The 17,417-nt window shown below is 60.8% G+C and carries 21 protein-coding genes; 10 read left to right on the top strand and 11 right to left on the bottom strand.

The genetic code is table 11. The annotated features are described in order from the left end of the window. Nucleotides 1–84: 84 nt before the first annotated feature. Together CKW26_RS07050 and CKW26_RS07045 are read right to left on the bottom strand one after the other, a co-directional pair. Entirely contained in the window at nucleotides 85–603 is a 519-nt protein-coding gene (locus tag CKW26_RS07050) for a phage infection protein (protein ID WP_095048039.1), read from the bottom strand. Nucleotides 604–769: 166 nt separating this feature from the next. Beyond that, nucleotides 770–1,333, bottom strand: coding sequence for a chorismate mutase (locus tag CKW26_RS07045; RefSeq protein ID WP_095048038.1), 564 nt, complete (start codon nucleotides 1,331–1,333; stop codon nucleotides 770–772). Between the two features lie 199 nt (nucleotides 1,334–1,532). Here CKW26_RS07045 and CKW26_RS07040 point away from each other — a divergent pair, with 199 nt between their 5' ends. Both CKW26_RS07040 and CKW26_RS07035 read left to right on the top strand, forming a co-directional pair. Continuing rightward, complete coding sequence (locus CKW26_RS07040) at nucleotides 1,533–2,888, top strand: MATE family efflux transporter (RefSeq protein WP_095048037.1); 1,356 nt, start codon at nucleotides 1,533–1,535, stop codon at nucleotides 2,886–2,888. A gap of 74 nt (nucleotides 2,889–2,962) precedes the next feature. Then, a complete protein-coding gene (locus tag CKW26_RS07035) occupies nucleotides 2,963–3,526 on the top strand; it encodes a YceI family protein (protein ID WP_095048036.1) in 564 nt (187 codons plus the stop codon). A gap of 15 nt (nucleotides 3,527–3,541) precedes the next feature. Here CKW26_RS07035 and CKW26_RS07030 read toward each other — a convergent pair whose 3' ends face one another. From CKW26_RS07030 to CKW26_RS07020, 3 genes are all read right to left on the bottom strand, one after another. Further along, the gene (locus CKW26_RS07030) at nucleotides 3,542–3,754 is read right to left on the bottom strand and encodes a YXWGXW repeat-containing protein (RefSeq protein ID WP_007908149.1); all 213 of its coding nucleotides are present in this window, start codon (nucleotides 3,752–3,754) and stop codon (nucleotides 3,542–3,544) included. A gap of 42 nt (nucleotides 3,755–3,796) precedes the next feature. Next, on the bottom strand, nucleotides 3,797–4,120 hold the full coding sequence (locus CKW26_RS07025; protein WP_095048035.1) for a YXWGXW repeat-containing protein: 324 nt from the start codon (nucleotides 4,118–4,120) through the stop codon (nucleotides 3,797–3,799). 181 nt (nucleotides 4,121–4,301) lie between these two features. Continuing rightward, complete coding sequence (locus tag CKW26_RS07020; RefSeq protein WP_095048034.1) at nucleotides 4,302–4,787, bottom strand: DUF3592 domain-containing protein; 486 nt, start codon at nucleotides 4,785–4,787, stop codon at nucleotides 4,302–4,304. A gap of 151 nt (nucleotides 4,788–4,938) precedes the next feature. On the opposite strand from CKW26_RS07020, the gene CKW26_RS07015 reads away from it, so the two are divergent. After that, nucleotides 4,939–5,625, top strand: a complete 687-nt coding sequence (locus CKW26_RS07015) for a GNAT family N-acetyltransferase (RefSeq protein ID WP_095048104.1) — start codon at nucleotides 4,939–4,941, stop codon at nucleotides 5,623–5,625. A 385-nt stretch (nucleotides 5,626–6,010) separates the two neighbouring features. Here the strand turns inward: CKW26_RS07015 and CKW26_RS07010 are convergent, their stop codons facing one another. Next, nucleotides 6,011–6,646, bottom strand: coding sequence for a TetR/AcrR family transcriptional regulator (locus CKW26_RS07010; protein ID WP_095048033.1), 636 nt, complete (start codon nucleotides 6,644–6,646; stop codon nucleotides 6,011–6,013). 86 nt (nucleotides 6,647–6,732) lie between these two features. On the opposite strand from CKW26_RS07010, the gene CKW26_RS07005 reads away from it, so the two are divergent. Beyond that, the gene (locus CKW26_RS07005) at nucleotides 6,733–7,320 is read left to right on the top strand and encodes an NAD(P)H-dependent oxidoreductase (protein ID WP_095048032.1); all 588 of its coding nucleotides are present in this window, start codon (nucleotides 6,733–6,735) and stop codon (nucleotides 7,318–7,320) included. 96 nt (nucleotides 7,321–7,416) lie between these two features. Here CKW26_RS07005 and CKW26_RS07000 read toward each other — a convergent pair whose 3' ends face one another. Both CKW26_RS07000 and CKW26_RS06995 read right to left on the bottom strand, forming a co-directional pair. After that, on the bottom strand, nucleotides 7,417–8,535 hold the full coding sequence (locus tag CKW26_RS07000; RefSeq protein ID WP_095048031.1) for a P1 family peptidase: 1,119 nt from the start codon (nucleotides 8,533–8,535) through the stop codon (nucleotides 7,417–7,419). Between the two features lie 158 nt (nucleotides 8,536–8,693). Continuing rightward, nucleotides 8,694–9,809 carry a polyamine ABC transporter substrate-binding protein gene (locus CKW26_RS06995; protein ID WP_095048030.1) on the bottom strand — a complete coding sequence of 372 codons (1,116 nt, stop codon included), beginning with the start codon at nucleotides 9,807–9,809 and terminating at the stop codon, nucleotides 8,694–8,696. A gap of 110 nt (nucleotides 9,810–9,919) precedes the next feature. Here CKW26_RS06995 and CKW26_RS06990 point away from each other — a divergent pair, with 110 nt between their 5' ends. Beyond that, nucleotides 9,920–10,699: a helix-turn-helix transcriptional regulator gene (locus CKW26_RS06990; RefSeq protein ID WP_095048029.1), complete on the top strand. Its 780-nt coding sequence runs from the start codon at nucleotides 9,920–9,922 to the stop codon at nucleotides 10,697–10,699. A gap of 121 nt (nucleotides 10,700–10,820) precedes the next feature. Here CKW26_RS06990 and CKW26_RS06985 read toward each other — a convergent pair whose 3' ends face one another. Continuing rightward, nucleotides 10,821–11,762, bottom strand: coding sequence for a class I SAM-dependent methyltransferase (locus tag CKW26_RS06985; RefSeq protein WP_095048028.1), 942 nt, complete (start codon nucleotides 11,760–11,762; stop codon nucleotides 10,821–10,823). 199 nt (nucleotides 11,763–11,961) lie between these two features. On the opposite strand from CKW26_RS06985, the gene CKW26_RS06980 reads away from it, so the two are divergent. Together CKW26_RS06980 and CKW26_RS06975 are read left to right on the top strand one after the other, a co-directional pair. Then, nucleotides 11,962–12,375 (top strand): response regulator, encoded by a 414-nt coding sequence (locus tag CKW26_RS06980; RefSeq protein ID WP_095048027.1) that lies wholly within the window; start codon nucleotides 11,962–11,964, stop codon nucleotides 12,373–12,375. A 78-nt stretch (nucleotides 12,376–12,453) separates the two neighbouring features. After that, nucleotides 12,454–13,122 (top strand): HAD family hydrolase, encoded by a 669-nt coding sequence (locus tag CKW26_RS06975; RefSeq protein WP_095048026.1) that lies wholly within the window; start codon nucleotides 12,454–12,456, stop codon nucleotides 13,120–13,122. 124 nt (nucleotides 13,123–13,246) lie between these two features. On the opposite strand, the gene CKW26_RS06970 is transcribed toward CKW26_RS06975, so the two are convergent. Both CKW26_RS06970 and CKW26_RS06965 read right to left on the bottom strand, forming a co-directional pair. Continuing rightward, nucleotides 13,247–13,906, bottom strand: coding sequence for an isoprenylcysteine carboxylmethyltransferase family protein (locus CKW26_RS06970; protein WP_095048025.1), 660 nt, complete (start codon nucleotides 13,904–13,906; stop codon nucleotides 13,247–13,249). A 218-nt stretch (nucleotides 13,907–14,124) separates the two neighbouring features. Next, the gene (locus CKW26_RS06965) at nucleotides 14,125–15,021 is read right to left on the bottom strand and encodes a LysR substrate-binding domain-containing protein (protein WP_095048024.1); all 897 of its coding nucleotides are present in this window, start codon (nucleotides 15,019–15,021) and stop codon (nucleotides 14,125–14,127) included. A 112-nt stretch (nucleotides 15,022–15,133) separates the two neighbouring features. Here CKW26_RS06965 and CKW26_RS06960 point away from each other — a divergent pair, with 112 nt between their 5' ends. The 3 genes from CKW26_RS06960 to CKW26_RS06950 are packed head-to-tail and all read left to right on the top strand — an operon-like array spanning nucleotide 15,134 to nucleotide 17,382. Next, nucleotides 15,134–16,156, top strand: a complete 1,023-nt coding sequence (locus tag CKW26_RS06960; RefSeq protein ID WP_095048023.1) for an aldo/keto reductase — start codon at nucleotides 15,134–15,136, stop codon at nucleotides 16,154–16,156. Continuing rightward, nucleotides 16,153–16,950 (top strand): SDR family NAD(P)-dependent oxidoreductase, encoded by a 798-nt coding sequence (locus CKW26_RS06955; protein ID WP_095048022.1) that lies wholly within the window; start codon nucleotides 16,153–16,155, stop codon nucleotides 16,948–16,950. Before CKW26_RS06960 ends, CKW26_RS06955 begins: the two co-directional genes overlap by 4 nt. Nucleotides 16,951–16,971: 21 nt before the next feature. Then, complete coding sequence (locus tag CKW26_RS06950; RefSeq protein ID WP_095048021.1) at nucleotides 16,972–17,382, top strand: SRPBCC family protein; 411 nt, start codon at nucleotides 16,972–16,974, stop codon at nucleotides 17,380–17,382. The last annotated feature ends 35 nt before the right edge of the window (nucleotides 17,383–17,417 follow it).

Below are 17,417 nucleotides of genomic sequence, written 5' to 3'. Positions count from 1 at the left end.
AGTCGGGAAATGGATGGCGCCGGACGTGAAAAAGCCCGGCTGATCAGGCCGGGCTTTCATTGTGATTGCGATGAAGCCGCAGAGTTATGCGACGCGGCGTTCGATCAGGCGATCAGCGCCACCTTCAGCAACACGACGTTCGATCAGGCGATCAGCGCCACCTTCAGCAACACGGCGTTCGATCAGGCGATCAGCGCCACCTTCGGCAACACGACGTTCGATCAGGCGATCAGCGCCACCTTCAGCAACACGACGTTCGATCAGGCGATCAGCGCCACCTTCGGCAACACGACGTTCGATCAGGCGATCAGCGCCACCTTCAGCAACACGACGTTCGATCAGGCGATCAGCGCCACCTTCAGCAACACGACGTTCGATCAGGCGATCAGCGCCACCTTCAGCAACACGGCGTTCGATCAGGCGATCAGCGCCACCTTCGGCAACACGACGTTCGATCAGGCGATCAGAACCGCCCTCAGCAACACGACTTTCAATCAACTTGTCCGAGCCGCCTTCTGCGACTTGGGTGTGTGCCGGGGTGGCGGCAAAAGCGTTAATGGCGAAAACCGAGAAAGCGATGCTGAGAAGGGTCTGGCGTTTCATGATCGTGTGCTCCGGGGTGTTGTTGGTTGGTATGGAGCTGATGTTACGCCGTGGAATTTTTATGAGAACTTCATTGCCGTGATGGTGAACATCGACCGCAATGATGGTTCACCAATCCCCCTTGTAGGAGCTGCCGCAGGCTGCGATCTTTTGATCTGGCCGTTTCTCAGCGCGAGTTCGCCGCCCGCACACACAACTCACCGGTCGCCCGTGTCAGGGCCAGTTCATGCAGCGCGTCGTGGGTCAGGCCGCTGCGCGCCTTGGCCAGCCACGCCGGGCAATTCGCATCATGGCGATACGGCGCGAAATCGGCGTATTGCTGCAGCAGGCGGGTTTGCAGTTCATCCAGACGCGGGCGAATCTGTTTTCCCAGGTCGGGGCGCGGGGTGTCCGGCGCGGCGCCGGACGCTTGCCATTGTGCGAGCAAACCGTACTGCACCAGTTTATTCGCCTCCATTTGCGCGGCGATCAGTTGCGCCACGTCTTCCGCGTCGAGCTGGCGCTCGGTGGCCAGCGTTCGCGCGTTGGCGATGACCTGCGCCTCACGAGGGCTGTCCTGAATTGGCTTGCCGCTGTCCCATTTGGTCAGCGCGACGAGGTCGCCAATGTTCAGGCGTTCGTTGAGTGTTTCCAGCAACGGCTTCAACGTTTCGGCGGGCGCGGCGGCGTGAGCGCTGGTGGTGAGCACGGCGAGGAGGGTGGCGGTCAGCAGATGGGCAAAGCGCGGCATGAACAGAGCCTCAATGAGAGAAGTGAAAGTGGGCAGTTGTTTACCACAGCTGTGAACTTGCACCTACAGAACCGTGTCCGTTACACAAGCGCGGTCACCGGTCATAAACACCCCATTGAAATGTTAATTGCGCCCCGCGTGCAACTCACCGAAGCTATCCTCCATCAGCCCTCCCGCCGTCGAGATGGACCTCTATTCAATGCAAGCCGTCGCCCAACGCCCACTCTGGCACACCTACCTGCTGTTCCTCGCGCCGATGGTGCTGTCCAACTTTCTGCAATCGATGTCGGGCACGGTCAACAGCATCTACATCGGCCAGATGCTCGGCACCCAGGCGTTGGCGGCGGTGTCGGGGATGTTTCCCATCGTGTTCTTCTTTATCGCACTGGTGATCGGCCTCGGCGCGGGCGCCGGTGTGTTGATCGGTCAGGCGTGGGGCGCGCGTGAGCCGCACATGGTCAAGGCGATTGCCGGGGCAACGCTGCTGCTCGGGGTGTTGATCGGTCTGGTGGCGGCGGTGTTGGGCAGCGTGTTCGCGCGGCAGGCGCTGGCGGGGCTGGGGACGCCGGCGGATGTGCTCGACGATGCGGTGGCGTATGCCCATGTGATGATGTGGATCTTGCCGTCGCTGCTGGTGTTTGTGTTGTTCACCCAGCTGTTGCGCGGGGTCAGCGATACGCTGTCGCCGTTGCTGGCGCTGATGGTCTCGACCTGCGTCGGGCTGGCCTTGACCCCGGCGCTGATTCGCGGCTGGTTCGGCTTGCCGCAATTGGGTATTCAGAGTGCGGCGTACGCCGGGCTGGCCGGTAACCTGGCGGCGATGGCGTGGCTGGCGTGGCGCCTGATTCGCAAGGGGCACCCGTTGGCGCCGGATCGGGAGTTCTTCGCCGCGCTGCGCCTTGACGGGGCGATTCTCGGCAAGGTCTTGCGCATCGGTCTGCCGACCGGCGTGCAGATGATTGTGCTGTCGCTGTCGGAGCTGGTGATTCTGGCGCTGGTCAACCAGCACGGCTCGCAAGCGACCGCCGCGTATGGCGCGGTGACGCAGATCGTCAACTATGTGCAGTTTCCGGCGTTGTCGATTGCGATCACCGCGTCGATCCTCGGTGCGCAGGCCATCGGCGCCGGGCGGCTGGAGCGCATGGGGCCGATTCTGCGCACCGGGCTGTTGATCAACGTGTGCCTGACCGGCGGCTTGATCGTGCTCGGCTATCTGATGTCGCACTGGTTGCTGGGGCTGTTCCTGACCGAGGATTCGACCCGGGCAATGGCTGAGCATCTGCTGCACATCATGCTGTGGAGCCTGTTGGTCTTTGGCTTCCAGGCCATCATCGGCGGGATCATGCGCGCCAGCGGCACAGTGTTGGTGCCGGTGATCATTGCGATCATTTGCGTTGTCGGTGTGCAACTGCCGGCGGCGTACTGGCTGGACGGCCAATATGGTTTGCAGGGCGTGTGGATGGCGTTTCCGGTGGCCTATCTGGGCATGCTGGTGTTGCAGACCCTTTATTACAAACTGGTCTGGCAGCATCAGAAGATCGAGCGGCTGGTGTAGGCGCTGGCGTAACAGTCGGATGTTTGCTTAATTCAATCGAGGCCCTCGACGGCAAGCCCCGCCTGGAGAATCCGATGTCGATCCGAATACTGCTGGCTGCCGCGAGTTCGCTGTGCGTCGTCTGTGCCGCGCAGGCTGACGAATACACGCGGGTCAACACCACCGCCAGCCAGATCAGCTTCACCTACAACCAGATGGGCTCGCGGGTTTACGGCACCTTCGGCAAGTTTGAGGCGACGCTGGACTTTGACACCGACAACCTCGCCGACGCCCACACCTCGTTGCATATCGACCTCACCAGCATTGATGCCGGCAGCGAAGACGCCAACACCGAGCTGGTGAAACCGGCATGGTTCGACACTGAAAAATTCCCCGTGGCGGTGTTCGAATCCAAGCGTTTTACCCAAGATCCAAAAATCAAAAATCTTTACTTGATCTACGGCCAGCTCACCCTCAAAGGCATCACCCGTGAGGTTCAGGTACCGGTGGAATTGAAACCGGACAACGCCATCGGCGTTTTCGACGGTGAGCTGGTGCTCAACCGTGACGAGTTCGGCCTCGGCGCGGGGGAGTGGGCGGACACCGTGGTGTCCAAGGACATCGCCATCAAATTCAAAGTGGTGGCGCCACAGCAGTGACGCCCGCCGTTGCAATCAATAGGCCCGCCAGTGACCCGGCACCCAGCGCCATTGGTTGCCGCCCCAGCGATAGTGCCCGGCAACCCAGTGATAACCCGGCGCCGGCATCACCGGAACGACTTCGACCAGCGGCGGAGGCCGATGCGGACGGGCCGGCTCGACGACGCAACCGGACAACGTAACGGCCACCAGCGTGGCGGCCAGCAATGCTTTAACGGTCTTCGACATGGAGGTGTTCTCGCAAGAAGTGATGGTCAGGCTGTCGCGCATTCATCGCACCCAATGCCCCTCGACCCAGAACCAGTTTGGTCCGCGTGCCTGCCAGTGCCCGGGTTTCCAGCGCGCGCCGTACCTCACCGGTTGCCAGTGGCCGGGTATCCACACGTAACCGCGTCCTTGCCAGCGCCAATGACCTTGATCCCAGACATAACCGGGACGTGCGCCGGGCATCACTTCCATGCGCATCGGCGGTGGAGCTTGCTGGACGATCACCACCGGTTGCGCAAACACCGGGGCACTGCTCAGCGCCGCCAGCGTCAACGACACCAGCAGCAGGGTTTTTCGCCATTTGGACAGGGAACGCAAAACGCTCATGACAACTCCTCAAGGCCTGCGTTGAAAAGTCAACGCAGCTGCAGAATTGGATGCCTGATTTGCGAAAGATCCCGTCTGAGGTGGATGAAATTTTTTTCAGGGAGGGCGGTGCGAGAACGTCAGGATGGCGCCGCAGCAAGACGCCCGGCGCGCGTGATGGTTGTTGCCTGTGAGGCTGGACTCAATAAAACCGGTCTTGTTCTTTCATTGCCTGAATCTGCCAGAACGTCCTGCCCGAGATCAGCAGAAACAGCAGTGCGAGCAACACACCGCCGGTCATGATGTAGAAGCTCGTACGGTAACTCTGCAACTGGCTGGCGATACAGCTTTTATCCGGCATCCACGGCGACACCAGCAGGGTGATGGGGCCGTCGACTTCATATTGGGTATGCTCGACGTAGCGTTCGTCGGCGTGTTGCCCTTCATGGGTCTGGCCTTGGGCATCGGTGTATTGATAGTGAATGACCTTGCCATTGGCGTTCATTGGAATCTTTTCCAGTACCGTGACGTTGCCGCGGGTTTCCACACCGTTGAAACTCAGCGCCCCATAAAGCATGCCCGACTTGTGCGCCATTGCAGCGAGCAGCAAAACCACGCAGCAAGCAACGGTCAGCATGACGATACGGTTGTAAAGGTGATCCTTGGCAGCTTCGCGCGGGTAGTACATGGCCGATCCCTGGTGGTGACATTTGTAGGAGACCGTTACATCGGCGCTCGGAACAGGAACTTTAGACGTCGAGCGCGTGCGTCACGGTATGATGTCGCGGCTCGTCGACCGCTGCGGCGGTCGGCAACGCTTTTTACCGTCGGAGTTCGTCATGCCACGCATCACCCACTACAAATCCCCATGCCCCGAGGCCGTCAACAGCCAGATCCTGCAGATGGTCGTCGACTACCTGACCGACATCAGCGCGGTCGGCCTCGGCCCGAGCAACCTGCTGTACAACGTCTATCAGTACGCAGTTGGCTATGAGGTGCATCTGTATCTCGAAGCGTTGAATGGCGAGAAGGGTATCGACGTGGAGTTGCTGGTGGCCACCGACGAGGATGATCCGGAGCAAGTGATCGGTTTTCTGTTGTACCTGCCGGTGCAGGGCGACTGGGAAGCCTGCAGCGTGGCCTACATGGCGGTGCGCGAAGGGCATCGGCGCCAGGGCGTGGCGCGGGCGATGATCGGTGAGATGGTCGGGCGTTATCCCCATGCGGAGCTGGCCTGCACGATCGGCAAAGTCCCGTACTTCGAAGCGTTGGGCTTTGAGGTGATTGGCCAGCGTGAAACCCAGGTGTTGATGAGCACCCGGCATTACCGCAGCAATGGCTTGCGCGGATTTATCGACACCACGCCGATTTACCGCTCGCTGGAAGTGCAGCAGATCCACACCTACCTGCTGCAGAAAAATGGCAAACGGGCGATGCTCGATGCCGAGAAACAGCGCGACCGGCACCTCGATCAGACCACTCGCCATGTCGAGGATTTTGTCCGCCAGCGCCTGACCGTGCACTGACCTCGCTTCGGCGAAAAAGCCCTTGCTGTGAATCGCGCAGCAAGGGCTTTTTTGTGGGCGCCATTCAGCCGGGTTTGACGTTCAAGGTGATCCGCGCCTTGGGGTTGGCGGGGCCCGTGAAGGGCAGCCCGGAGGACTATCGCGAGTTGCTGGCGCAGGCAGCATAGCGTTCGATTCACGCCGATCAGGCGCCGGGCTACTGATTTGCGCAGACAAAAAAAGAGCCTCAAAGCTCTTTGATGGGGAGGAAGTAGAGCCCTCGAGGCTCAAGATGCGCATGAAGCAAGGCACGGGCTTGATTGGGGTTCAGAGCACCCGTGCCTACGCAGCGCTCGAAGAGCGGAGCCACTGCGTGATTCCATCGTAGGAGTGTGCAAGTGACGGCTCAAGTACCGCCAGTCGCCCGAACGGCGGCGCGTCCGACCATGGCAAGGATGGTTGCGAATAACTCGTCGCTGGCCTCTTTCGCGCTGACTTCACCGTTGGCCGCCGCGTGCGACAGCGCTTCGGCAGCGCCGAGCATTGCGCGCAATCCGGCTTGAGTAATTTCCCCGCCGTGGGCGTACGGTTGTAGATCGCGACGGCATTTTTCGAGGAAGATCGCCTCGTACTCACGCTTTATCTTCTCCAGATCCGGAGTGCTCGCCAGCGCTGCGATGATCCCGGGGATTTCTCTGCCTTGCAGCATCACGCAATCAACGTACGCCGTGGCAATCACCGAAGCGATGCCGGTCAGTGTCGGTTCGCTTCGGGCAATCGCGGCGTCCATCAACGCCGTTTGCCGAGCATCGAAATCCCGATAGAGCGCTGCAAGCAAACCGGCTCGGGTGACGAAATGATCGTACACCACCGGTTTGGTCACCCCGGCCATTTCGGCGAGATAGCCGAGGGTCAGGGCGTCAGAGCCTTCGGCGCGGATGATTTGCCAGGCGACATCGAGCAATTGGCGCAGGCGATCTTCACGGGACAGGCGACGCCGCGGAGCGGGGGAGTCGGGTTCGCTGATTTCAGTGGTTGACATCGTTTATATACCAAACGTAACTTACTGTTCGTAACTTACCAAGAGTATATAAGCCTTGGTGAACAATCACCAACCGGAGAATTGCCATGCACGCCTTGATCGTCGTCGCGCATCACGACCCACGCTCGCTGACCCACAGCGTCGCCGCGCAAATCACTGCAAGCCTTGTTCAGGCCAACCCGGCCAACACTTTTGAAATCGCCGATCTCTATGCCGAGGGCTTCGAGCCATGTTTTGGCGCGGCGGATTTCGCCGTGCATCACCGCGAGTCCGCGCCGCCCGCTGATGTCCTGGCCGAGCAGGCACGCATCGACCGCGCCGATACCTTGGTGCTGGTGTATCCGGTGTACTGGTGGTCGATGCCGGCGCAGCTCAAAGGCTGGATCGATCGGGTGTTCAGCAATGGCTGGGCCTTCGATTTCAGTGGTGACCTCAAGCATGTGAAGCTGCTGCAGCGCCTGCGCGTGCATCTGGTCGGCCTCGCCGGCGCGGATGCACGCACTTACGAGCGCCACGGCTATGGCGCTGCGATGAAGGCGCAGATTGAGCACGGGATTTTCGACTACTGCGGAGCGACGGTGCTGAGTTCGACGTTGTTGCCGGAATCGGAGTTGCGCGATCCATCGGAGCAACTGGCGGTTGCAAGGGAACTCGGTAGCCAAATCTTCACATAACCCCTGTAGGAGCTGCCGGAGGCTGCGATCTTTTGATCTTGTTCTTAAAATCAAAAGATCGCAGCCTCCGGCAGCTCCTACAGTGTTTTTGCGCTGTCAGCGGGCGCCAGGCCAGCCTGATTTTTCGAGGGCAGCGAGCAGGGTTTCGGCATCCAGTCCCGGCACCGAGTGACCGTTGCCTTCGGTGCTGTCACTGGCCAGCAAGGCATTGATGATCGCTTCCTCAACCGCCTCGGTCGCGGCCAGGAACAACTCGCTGATATGGTCATTGTTGACCATGCGCAAGCCGTCACAGGTCGGCGCGCCTTTGCCTTCGTACGCCGCCGGTGGCACATGAGCGTTGCCGGTGGCGAAGGCGATGAAGATGTCGCCGCTATGATCCTCGTTGCCGCCGCCGGTGCGCGCCAGACCGAGGCTCGCACGCTGCGCCAGACGCGTGCATTGATGAGGCAACAGCGGCGCATCGGTGGCCAGACAGACGACGATCGAACCCATGCCCGGATGTGGCAACGATGCCCGCAAGAACGGCGAATCTTTCTGTTCCATGTAGCGCCCGACCGGGTAGCCATCGACCCGCAGTTCGCTGCGAATGCCGTGGTTGGCCTGGACGATCGCGCCGACGGTCCAGCCGCCCTGCGCAGCGCTCAAGCGCCGCGACGAGGTGCCGATGCCACCCTTGAATTCATGGCAGATCATGCCGCTGCCACCGCCGACGGCGCCTTCCACCACTGGGCCGTCGACCGCGTTTTTCAGGGCTTCAGCCACATGCGCGGGCTGCACGTGAAAACCGTTGATATCGTTGAGCAAGCCGTCAAAGGTTTCCAGCACCACTGGCATGTTCCAGTAGAGACGGCCGTCGTCGGGTTGCTGCTGACGATCCAGGACAACCAAGGCATCGCGCACCACACCGAGGCTGTGGGTGTTGGTGAAGGCAATCGGGCTGGTCAGCAGACCCGCCTCGCGAATCCATTCAAGCCCGGTGGCGTCACCATTGCCGTTGAGCACATGCACGCCAGCAAAACACGGTTGCTGATTGGTCGAACCCGGACGCGGTTCGATCAGCGTCACGCCGGTGCAGATATCCCGTCCGGCGCTGCTGCGTCCGCGCACATTGCCGTGGCCGACGCGTACGCCGGGTACATCAGTGATGGCGTTGAGCGGGCCGGGATGCAGTTGACCGATGCGGATGTTGAGGTCACGGGCACGAGGTTTCATTGATTTCTGTCTCTCTAAAAAATGCAGGGTTGTTCACCGCCCCTGTGGGAGCGAGCCTGCTCGCGAAGGCGTCGGCACTTTCAACACATCAGTGCCTGACCCACCGCTTTCGCGAGCAGGCCCGCTCCCACAGGGTTTGGTGAAATGTTCAAAAGGGGTTACTGGCCGTTCTTGACCTTGCTCCACACCCGCGTGCGCACCCGTTCGGTGGCTTTGGGCAGGGGTTCAAGGGTGTACAGCGTGGCCATCGCCGTGGCCGATGGATAAACCGCCGGGTTGTCCCGCGTGGCGGCGGCCACCAGCGCTGTCGCCGCTCGGTTGCCATTGGGATACGACAGATGATCACTGACCGGCGCAATCACTTCGGGCCGCAGCAGATAATCGATAAACGCCAGCCCTTGGGGCCGATTCGGCGCGTCCTTGAGCAGCACCAACGTGTCGAACCACACCGGCGCGCCTTCCTTGGGCAGGCTGTAGGCGATCTTCACGCCGTTGTTGGCCTGCTCGGCATTGGTCTTGGCCTCGAGCATCGCCCCGGACCAACCGACCGCCACGCAAATGTTGCCGTTGGACAGGTCGCTGATGAATTTCGACGAGTTGAAATAGGCGATGTGCGGGCGCAGTTTCAGCAGTAGCGCTTCGGCTTTTTTATAGTCTTCGGGATCGGTGCTGTTGGGGGGCAAGCCGAGATAGTGCAGGGCGACCGGCAGCATCTCCGACGGCGAATCGAGCATCGCCACGCCGCACTGGCCGAGTTTGGCGAGGTTGGCTTCGTTGAACACCAGATCCCACGAATCCACCGGTGCCTTGTCGCCTAACGCTGCGCGCACCTTGTCGACGTTGTAACCGATGCCGTTGGTGCCCCACAGATACGGCACGGCGTATTGATTGCCGGGATCGTTGTTGGCCAGTTTTGCCAACAAATCGGCATCAAGATTCTTCCAGCCCGGCAGTTGCTCGCGTGGCAGCGGGGCCAGCGCGCCGGCCTTGATCAGCGTCGGCAGGCTGAAGTTGCTTGCCACCACCACATCGTAGCCGCTGCGACTGGTCATCAATTTGCCTTCGAGGACTTCGGCACTGTCGAAGGTGTCGTAGACCGGCTGGATACCGCTGTCGCGCTGGAAGTCGTGGAGGGTGTTCGGGCCGATGTAGTCGTACCAGTTGTAGACGTGCACGCTCGGCGCGTCAGCGGCCATGGCGATCGAGCTGGCGCCAGTACCGACCAGCAGGCCCAGTTGAATGCTGAGGTTGATACAGCCACGGTGACCACGCATGATGCGGCACTCCTGGCCTGTGCAGGCCGGTGATGAACAGGAGTGGTCAGCCTATCGGGCCGGTCACGCCTGACCCATTCCCATCATGGGTTACTCAAAAGGGGTAGTGCGTGGACGCGTTGCTGCAGGAACTGCCAGTGCATCAGAGCCTGGCGCGGGTATTTGCCGGTGTCGGTCAGGACGGTTTCTGGCGTGCGCTGGTGGACACGTTGCGGCTGCTGGTGCCGCTGGACAACGCGCTGGTGGCGTTGATGAAAGCCGGGCAGGCGCCGCAATTGCTGATCGACTTTGACAGCAAGGGCCGCCCCGACGAGGAGGAAGAACTGGCCGGTTACAGCGCCGGGATGTACCTGCTTGATCCGTTTTACCAGAGCGCCTCGACCGGCATTGCTGATGGTTTGCACAGCCTCGCCTCGGTGGCGCCGGACCAGTTTCTGCACAGCGAGTACTACCAGAGTTACTTTCGTTCGGTGGTGGGCGAGGACGAGTTGCAGTTCATGATCAACGTCGAGGGCGGCGTGCTCGGTTTGTCATTGGGCCGTTCGACGCCGTTCGACATGGCCGAGCAGGGCCGGTTGCTGTGCGTGCGCGATTGGGTGTTGGCGGCAATGCGTCGGCATGTGCAGTTGCTGCCGCCGCAGGGCGCGGCGGCGGAAATGGTGGTTGGGGATCTGGCGACGTTGCTCGACCGCTTCGACGCGCGGCTGACGGTGCGTGAGGTCGATACGGCGCGGCTGATTTTGCAGGGCTTCTCCAGCAAGGCAATGGCCCAGCAGATGGGCATTTCGCCGGAGACGGTCAAGGTGCATCGGCGCAATCTTTATCACAAGCTCAATGTCACCGGGCATGGCGAGTTGTTTGCTTTGGTGCTGCGCCCACCAACTCCCTGACCCAACACAATCCCCCTGTAGGAGTGAGCCTGCTCGCGATAGCGGTGTGTCAGATACCACCTATTTGACTGATAGACCGCTATCGCGAGCAGGCTCACTCCTACAAGGGATCTTCGGGGTGTCAGATAGTGCGCTGGAAGATCAGGGCCTTGAGACCGCTTTCAGGATCTATGTCTGGAAACTCCGGCGGATTCTCCAGTCGCTCTACAAAGCGCAGACTCGGTGCTTCCTGAGTCACGCCATCAATCAGAAAGTCCGAACCGAATGCCGGGTCGTTCATGCACGCCAGCACTGTGCCTTGCGCCGTGAGCAATTCCGGCAAGCGGCGCAGCACGCGCTGGTAATCCTTGGTCAGCAGGAAACTGCCTTTCTGGAACGACGGCGGGTCGATGATCACCAAGTCATACGGGCCGCTGTTGATCACCTTGCCCCACGACTTGAACAGGTCGTGGCCGAGGAAACTGACTTTGCTCAGATCATGGCCGTTCAAGCGATGATTGTCGCGGCCACGGCTCAGGGCCGCGCGGGACATGTCCAGGTTGACCACATGACTGGCGCCGCCCTCGATGGCCGCCACGGAAAAACCGCAGGTGTAGGCAAACAGATTGAGCACACGTTTGCCGTTGGCCTGCTCGCGCACCCAGTTGCGCCCGTAACGCATGTCGAGAAACAGCCCGGCGTTCTGTTTGCGCCCCAGGTCGACGCGGTACTGCAAGCCGCCCTCGACGATGCTCATTTCTTCGATTTCATCGCCCAGCAACCATTCGGCAGTGCTCTGTGGCAAGTAGCGATGCTGGATCAGCAACGTGTGCGCGTCAGACTGTTTCCATTCGGCGGAATCTGTGAGACCCAGCAGCAACGCTTTGAGATTGTCCAGTTGCTCAGGCGCCGGTTCCTTGAACAGCGACACCAGCATCACGCCTTGCAGCCAGTCCACGGTCAACTGCTCCAGCCCGGCCCAGCAGCGACCGCGCCCGTGGAACAGGCGACGGGTTTCGCTCGGTGCAGCCGCGAGGGCCGGCAGCAGATGGGCGTGGAGGGTGGCGAGGGCTTCAGGGTTCATCGGTCAGAATCGGCAAGCAAAAGGGCCGGCATTTTAACCACAAATACACCGTCGCGAACGATTGCCGCTGACGGGCAAAAACGCCGTTTCGCAAAAGACCTGTATCAAAAGTGAATTTCTGCAGAGCCCGCTGCTCATACCAGTTAAGCAGCGGATTCAAGCCGCTAAATCGTTAATGCAATTCAGGGAGTGCAGTTCCATGTGCCCAATACCTACGGCGAGCGCGCACCTTCCTGACGGATTGATTCTGGTGGTTGAGGATGATCCGTTGATTCTGGAGTTTCTCTGCGAAATTCTTCAGGAGGAAGGTTTCAAAGTCGAGCCACGTACCAGCGCGGATGACGCCAAGCTGTATCTGGAAGAGCACGCGCCGGAAGTGGCCTTGCTGCTGACCGACATCACCATGCCCGGCGAAATCAATGGCGCCGGGTTGGCCAATCTGGTCGGCGAACGCTGGCCGGACAAGCCGGTCATGGTCATGTCCGGCTATGAAACCCCGGAGACGTCGGGGGTCAAACACCCGGTGGCGTTCATCAAGAAGCCGTGGGCCATCGGCCAGTTACTCGACTGCGTGGATAGCGCGTTCAAGTCCAAGGCTCCGCGCCTGCACTGAGATGCCGGGACGAATCGCCGGGCAAAAATGCTACATTGCCCGGCCAATCCGCCCAGTCTTGTCAAAGGATGCGATCTTTTGTCTGCTCACGATAACGTCTTCGATCGCGCGTTCGGCGCGTTTCTGTTCGACATGGACGGCACCGTCCTTAACTCCATCGCCGCCGCCGAGCGGATCTGGGCAGCCTGGGCCGTGCGCCATGGCGTCGATGTGGAAACGTTTTTGCCGACCATTCATGGTGTGCGCGCGATCGACACCATCACCCGGCTGAACCTGCCGGGGGTGGATGCCGAGGCGCAAGCGGCGTTCATCACCGAGGCGGAAATCGAAGACGTCGAAGGCATTGTCGAGATACCCGGCGCGGCGAGATTTCTCAATAGCCTGCCCAAAAATCGCTGGGCGATGGTGACGTCGGCGCCACGGGATCTGGCGTTGCGGCGCATGGCGGCGGCGGGGATTCCAACGCCTGCGGTGATGATTACCGCTGAGGACGTCAAAGCGGGTAAACCCGACCCGGCCGGCTATTTACTGGCGGCCCAACGACTGGGCCTGGAGCCGCATGATTGCCTGATCTTTGAAGACGCCACCGTCGGTATTCAGGCTGCCGAAGCGGCCGGTGCACCGCTGATGATCATCACCACGACGCATCAGCATCCGCTGGAAACGGCCCATGCGACGCTGGCCAGTTATGGTGCGGTGCAGGTCAAGGTCGACAACGACGGCAAACTTCACCTGCAAAAAAACTGACACAACACAGTCCCTGTGGGAGCTGGCTTGCCAGCGATGAGGCCCTGTCAGTCACTATAAATTTGACTGAACTACCGCTATCGCTGGCAAGCCAGCTCCCACAGGGTTAAGTGTTGCCCTGTGGTCAGTAAACCCCCGGCACCAACCGCCAGCTCCGTGCGCAATAAGCGTCGTACTCCGCGCCAAACTGCGCCCGCAGCAGGGCTTCTTCCGAGTGAATCCGGGCAATCAACGGGATCAACGTCAGCGCCGCCAGCATCAACCCGACCACCGAACGAAACGCCAATGCCCAGCCCACGGCATTGATCAACAACCCCAGATAACTCGGATTGCGCAGCCGTTGATAAATGCCATCGGTGACTAACCGATGCCCCGGTTGAATCGCCACCAGTCCGCTGAAACGCCGTCCCAGCACAAACACCGGCCACAACCGCAGCACGCCGCCGACGATAAACAGCAATGCGCCGAGCCAGCGCACGCCTTCACCGCCCAGCGTCCAGAAATTCACCCGGTCGCAGTAAGCCGGCAGAAAACCACTGAGCAGCCCGATCACACCGAACGCCGGAATCACCCAGCGATTGGCGCGGTCTTCACGCTCGCCAGCACTCAGGTTGACCTCACTGAACAGCGAAGCAATCACCATCGCCACCGTCGCCAATGCGACGATCACCAGCGAACCGTGGGAAAAGAACATCGCCACACCACCAATGCCCCACACCGCCAGGCCGAGGTAGGCGAGGGTGGCGAGTACCGCGACGACGGTCATTTGTGCGGACATTCTCATGGTCAACTCACGGCTGGATGCTGATCTGATGAGTGTAGATCCACCGCAAAACCTGTAGGAGCGAGCCTGCTCGCGAAGGCTTTGGGTCAGTCACATTCGATGTTGGATGTGCCGGCCCCTTCGCGAGCAGGCTCGCTCCCACAGGTTATGGGGTAGATTTCAATTCTGTGAACGACACGAATTCCTGTGGGAGCGAGCTTGCTCGCGAAGAGGCCCTGTCAGTCAGCGGCTATCTCACCGTCAGTCAGGACTTTGCGGAAGGTCTCGACCAATGGCCGCAGATTGATCCGGTGCCACGCCGCCCACAACGGCGTGGTCAACGTCAGCCACGGCAGTTCGCGCAGCACCACACCCGGCGGTGCGTTATGGCTCAGGCCTTTTTGAATCATCGCAATCCCCAGCCCCGACGCCACCAGACCCAGCGCGGTAAACGGTTCGGTCGCCTGCATGCGCACATCCGGGGTGAAGCCGGCGCGAATGCAGGCGCTGGCAAACTCATCTTTGGCATCCTGACGCGGCTGCACGCCGATCCATTCCTGATCGGCCAGATCCTCGGGACTCAACGCCGCTTGCTGCGCCAAACGATGCTGCTCCGGCAACGCCAGCAGCATCGGGTCATCGAGCACCTGGAAACTCAGCAGATCCGGATCGTCATCGGTCGGCGGCTCGCTCACCAACGCGATATCGAGACTACGCTGTCGCAAGCCCTCCAATTGCTCGGCGGAGCTGAGGTTGTACAACGCGACGTGTACGTTGGGACGATCCGCGCGTAACACGCGCAAGGCATTGGGCAAGACGCCGGCGTGCATAGCATTTTCGATATAGCCGATGCACAAACCGCCTTCTTCGCCACGACCCAGGCGTTTGCCGAGGGATTCCAGGCGATTGGCGTGGGTGAGCAGGGCGCGGGTTTCGGCGAGGAAGGTCTGGCCATCACGGGTCAGGCGAATGCGTTGCTGACTGCGCTCGAACAGCGTCAGGCCCAGGCGTTCTTCGAGCTGGGCGATCTGCCGGCTCAGCGGCGACTGGGAAATATGCAGCCGTTCGGCGGCGCGGCCGACGTGTTCTTCCTCGGCGACTACAACGAAGTAGCGCAATTGGCGGATGTCGATCATGTCAGACCTATAGGGACTCAAGTGCTGCAGATTATGTCTTGGACGGTCTCGGTGTCGCAATCTAGGATCTGCTCAACGGTCACGCCGACCAAGAACGTATGAGGACAATCCAATGAGCTTGAAAGACAAACTTCCCGGTCAACTGGGCTTCGGCACCGCGCCACTGGGCAACATGTTCCGCGCCATCCCCGAAGAAGAAGCGCAGGCCACCGTGCACGCCGCGTGGGATGCCGGCGTGCGCTACTTCGATACCGCGCCGTTCTACGGCTCCGGTCTTTCGGAGATCCGCCTCGGCGAAGCACTGAAGCAGTACAAACGCGACGACTACGTGCTGAGCAGCAAGGTCGGCCGGGTGATTCTCGATGAAATCGAAGACGCCGCCGCCCGCGATCTCGGCGAGAAGAGCGGGGTGTTCGAGCACGGTCGGCCGAACAAGATCGTCAACGACTACAGCGCCGACGCGACTATGCGTTCGATCGAAGACAGCCTCAAGCGTCTGCAAACCGATCGCCTCGACATCGTCTGGGTGCACGACATCGCTCAGGATTTTTACGGCGATCAATGGCTGGAGTACTTCAATCAGGCCCGCACTGGCGCATTCAAAGTGCTCACCCGCTTGCGCGAAGAAGGCGTAATCAAAGGCTGGGGCCTGGGCGTGAACAAAGTCGAGCCGTGCGAACTGACCCTTGATCTCAGCGAAGCGCAGCCGGACGGTTTCCTGTTGGCCGGTCGCTACACGCTGCTCGATCACGAACGCCCGCTGCAGCGCTTGATGGATGCGGCTCGGGCGCAGAACGTTGAAATCGTTGTCGGTGGCCCTTACAGCTCAGGCATTCTCGCCGGCGGCTCGCACTTCGAATACCAGCAGGCCAGCCCTGAAGTCATCGCCAAGGTCGAGCAGATCAAACGCATCGCCGCCGCTTACAACGTTGATATCAAAGCCGCCGCGCTACAGTTTTCGCTGGCCAATCCGGCGGTCGCTGCAGTGATTCCCGGCGCGAGCAAACCCGGTCGTATCGCCGAAGATGTCGCGGCGTTGTCGGCGATCATTCCTGCCGGTTTCTGGCAGGCGATGCGCGACGCCAGACTGGTTTCTGAACGTGCACCATTGCCAATCGATGAGGTGAAGGCATGAAGATTGATCTGAGTGGAAAACTGGCCATCGTCAGCGGCAGCACCGCCGGCATTGGTCTGGGCATCAGCCAGTCGCTGGCCGAATCCGGCGCCACCGTGGTGGTGATCGGCCGCGACACGGCCAAGGTCGAGCAGGCGCTGGCGAGCATTCGGCAGAAAGTGCCGGGGGCGCAGTTGCGTGGTTTGACTGCGGATCTGGGCACGGCCGAGGGCGCGCAAAAACTCTTCGCCGCTGAGCCGCGCGCGGACATTCTGGTGAACAATCTCGGCATCTTTAATGACGTGGATTTCTTCGATACGCCGGACAGCGAGTGGACGCGCTTCTATGAGGTCAATGTGATTTCCGGCGTGCGCTTGGCGCGGCACTACGTGCCGGCGATGGTCGAGCAGGGCTGGGGCCGGGTGATCTTTCTTTCCTCGGAATCCGGCGTGGCCACGCCAGCCGACATGATCAACTACGGCGTCACCAAAAGCGCCAATCTGGCGGTGTCCCACGGTCTGGCCAAACGTCTGGCTGGCACCGGGGTGACGGTCAATGCGATCCTGCCGGGGCCGACCTTCACCGACGGCCTGGAAGACATGCTCAAGGAGGCTGCCGCCGAATCCGGGCGCAACCTGCGCGATGAAGCCGACGCCTTTGTGCGCAAGGCCCGCCCGACCTCGATCATCCAGCGCGTGGCGGATGTCGAAGAGGTCGCGCATCTGGTGACCTACATTGCTTCGCCGCTGTCCTCGGCCACCACCGGCGCCGCGTTGCGCGTCGATGGCGGCGTGGTCGACAGCCTGACTATCTGAATTCTGGAGAGACGTTTATTTATGCCAACAGCATCCGCAACCATCGACATTCCGGCCTCGGCCGATCAGGTCTGGCAATTGATCGGCGGCTTCAACACGCTGCCCGATTGGCTGCCCTTTATTCCCAACAGTGAGCTGAGCGACGGTGGCCGCGTGCGCACCCTGCAAACCGCTGACGGCGCTGTGGTAATCGAGCGACTGCAAGCGTTCGATAACGCCGCGAAGACTTACAGCTATTCGATCGAACAGGCACCGTTCCCGGCGACTGATTACCTGGCGACGATCAAGGTTGAGGCCCAAGGGCAGGGTGCACGGGTGACGTGGTCGGGTCGTTTCAACGCCAAAGGCGTGAGTGATGAGGAAGTGGTGGCGTTGTTTAACGGCATCTATCAGGGTGGCCTCGAGGCACTCCGAGCCAATTACCCAACCTGAGTTGATGATCGTTCCCACGCTCTGCGTGGGAATGC

This window comes from Pseudomonas sp. Irchel s3h9 (assembly GCF_900187475.1).
In the GTDB taxonomy this organism is placed as follows: Bacteria; Pseudomonadota; Gammaproteobacteria; order Pseudomonadales; family Pseudomonadaceae; genus Aquipseudomonas; species Aquipseudomonas neuropathica.
This window is presented reverse-complemented; position numbering and strand designations above follow the sequence as displayed.

Bases quoted from the DNA above. Each gene is read 5' to 3' on its own strand.
- CKW26_RS07050 (WP_095048039.1), bottom strand. From the start codon at position 603: ATGAAACGCCAGACCCTTCTCAGCATCGCTTTCTCGGTTTTCGCCATT.
- CKW26_RS07010 (WP_095048033.1), bottom strand. From the start codon at position 6,646: ATGTCAACCACTGAAATCAGCGAACCCGACTCCCCCGCTCCGCGGCGT.
- CKW26_RS06995 (WP_095048030.1), bottom strand. From the start codon at position 9,809: ATGCGTGGTCACCGTGGCTGTATCAACCTCAGCATTCAACTGGGCCTG.
- CKW26_RS07020 (WP_095048034.1), bottom strand. From the start codon at position 4,787: ATGTACTACCCGCGCGAAGCTGCCAAGGATCACCTTTACAACCGTATC.
- CKW26_RS06960 (WP_095048023.1), top strand. From the start codon at position 15,134: ATGAGCTTGAAAGACAAACTTCCCGGTCAACTGGGCTTCGGCACCGCG.
- CKW26_RS07025 (WP_095048035.1), bottom strand. From the start codon at position 4,120: ATGAGCGTTTTGCGTTCCCTGTCCAAATGGCGAAAAACCCTGCTGCTG.
- CKW26_RS06950 (WP_095048021.1), top strand. From the start codon at position 16,972: ATGCCAACAGCATCCGCAACCATCGACATTCCGGCCTCGGCCGATCAG.
- CKW26_RS07045 (WP_095048038.1), bottom strand. From the start codon at position 1,333: ATGCCGCGCTTTGCCCATCTGCTGACCGCCACCCTCCTCGCCGTGCTC.
- CKW26_RS07030 (WP_007908149.1), bottom strand. From the start codon at position 3,754: ATGTCGAAGACCGTTAAAGCATTGCTGGCCGCCACGCTGGTGGCCGTT.
- CKW26_RS07015 (WP_095048104.1), top strand. From the start codon at position 4,939: ATGCCACGCATCACCCACTACAAATCCCCATGCCCCGAGGCCGTCAAC.
- CKW26_RS06965 (WP_095048024.1), bottom strand. From the start codon at position 15,021: ATGATCGACATCCGCCAATTGCGCTACTTCGTTGTAGTCGCCGAGGAA.
- CKW26_RS07035 (WP_095048036.1), top strand. From the start codon at position 2,963: ATGTCGATCCGAATACTGCTGGCTGCCGCGAGTTCGCTGTGCGTCGTC.
- CKW26_RS07005 (WP_095048032.1), top strand. From the start codon at position 6,733: ATGCACGCCTTGATCGTCGTCGCGCATCACGACCCACGCTCGCTGACC.
- CKW26_RS06955 (WP_095048022.1), top strand. From the start codon at position 16,153: ATGAAGATTGATCTGAGTGGAAAACTGGCCATCGTCAGCGGCAGCACC.
- CKW26_RS06970 (WP_095048025.1), bottom strand. From the start codon at position 13,906: ATGAGAATGTCCGCACAAATGACCGTCGTCGCGGTACTCGCCACCCTC.
- CKW26_RS06980 (WP_095048027.1), top strand. From the start codon at position 11,962: ATGTGCCCAATACCTACGGCGAGCGCGCACCTTCCTGACGGATTGATT.
- CKW26_RS06985 (WP_095048028.1), bottom strand. From the start codon at position 11,762: ATGAACCCTGAAGCCCTCGCCACCCTCCACGCCCATCTGCTGCCGGCC.
- CKW26_RS07040 (WP_095048037.1), top strand. From the start codon at position 1,533: ATGCAAGCCGTCGCCCAACGCCCACTCTGGCACACCTACCTGCTGTTC.
- CKW26_RS07000 (WP_095048031.1), bottom strand. From the start codon at position 8,535: ATGAAACCTCGTGCCCGTGACCTCAACATCCGCATCGGTCAACTGCAT.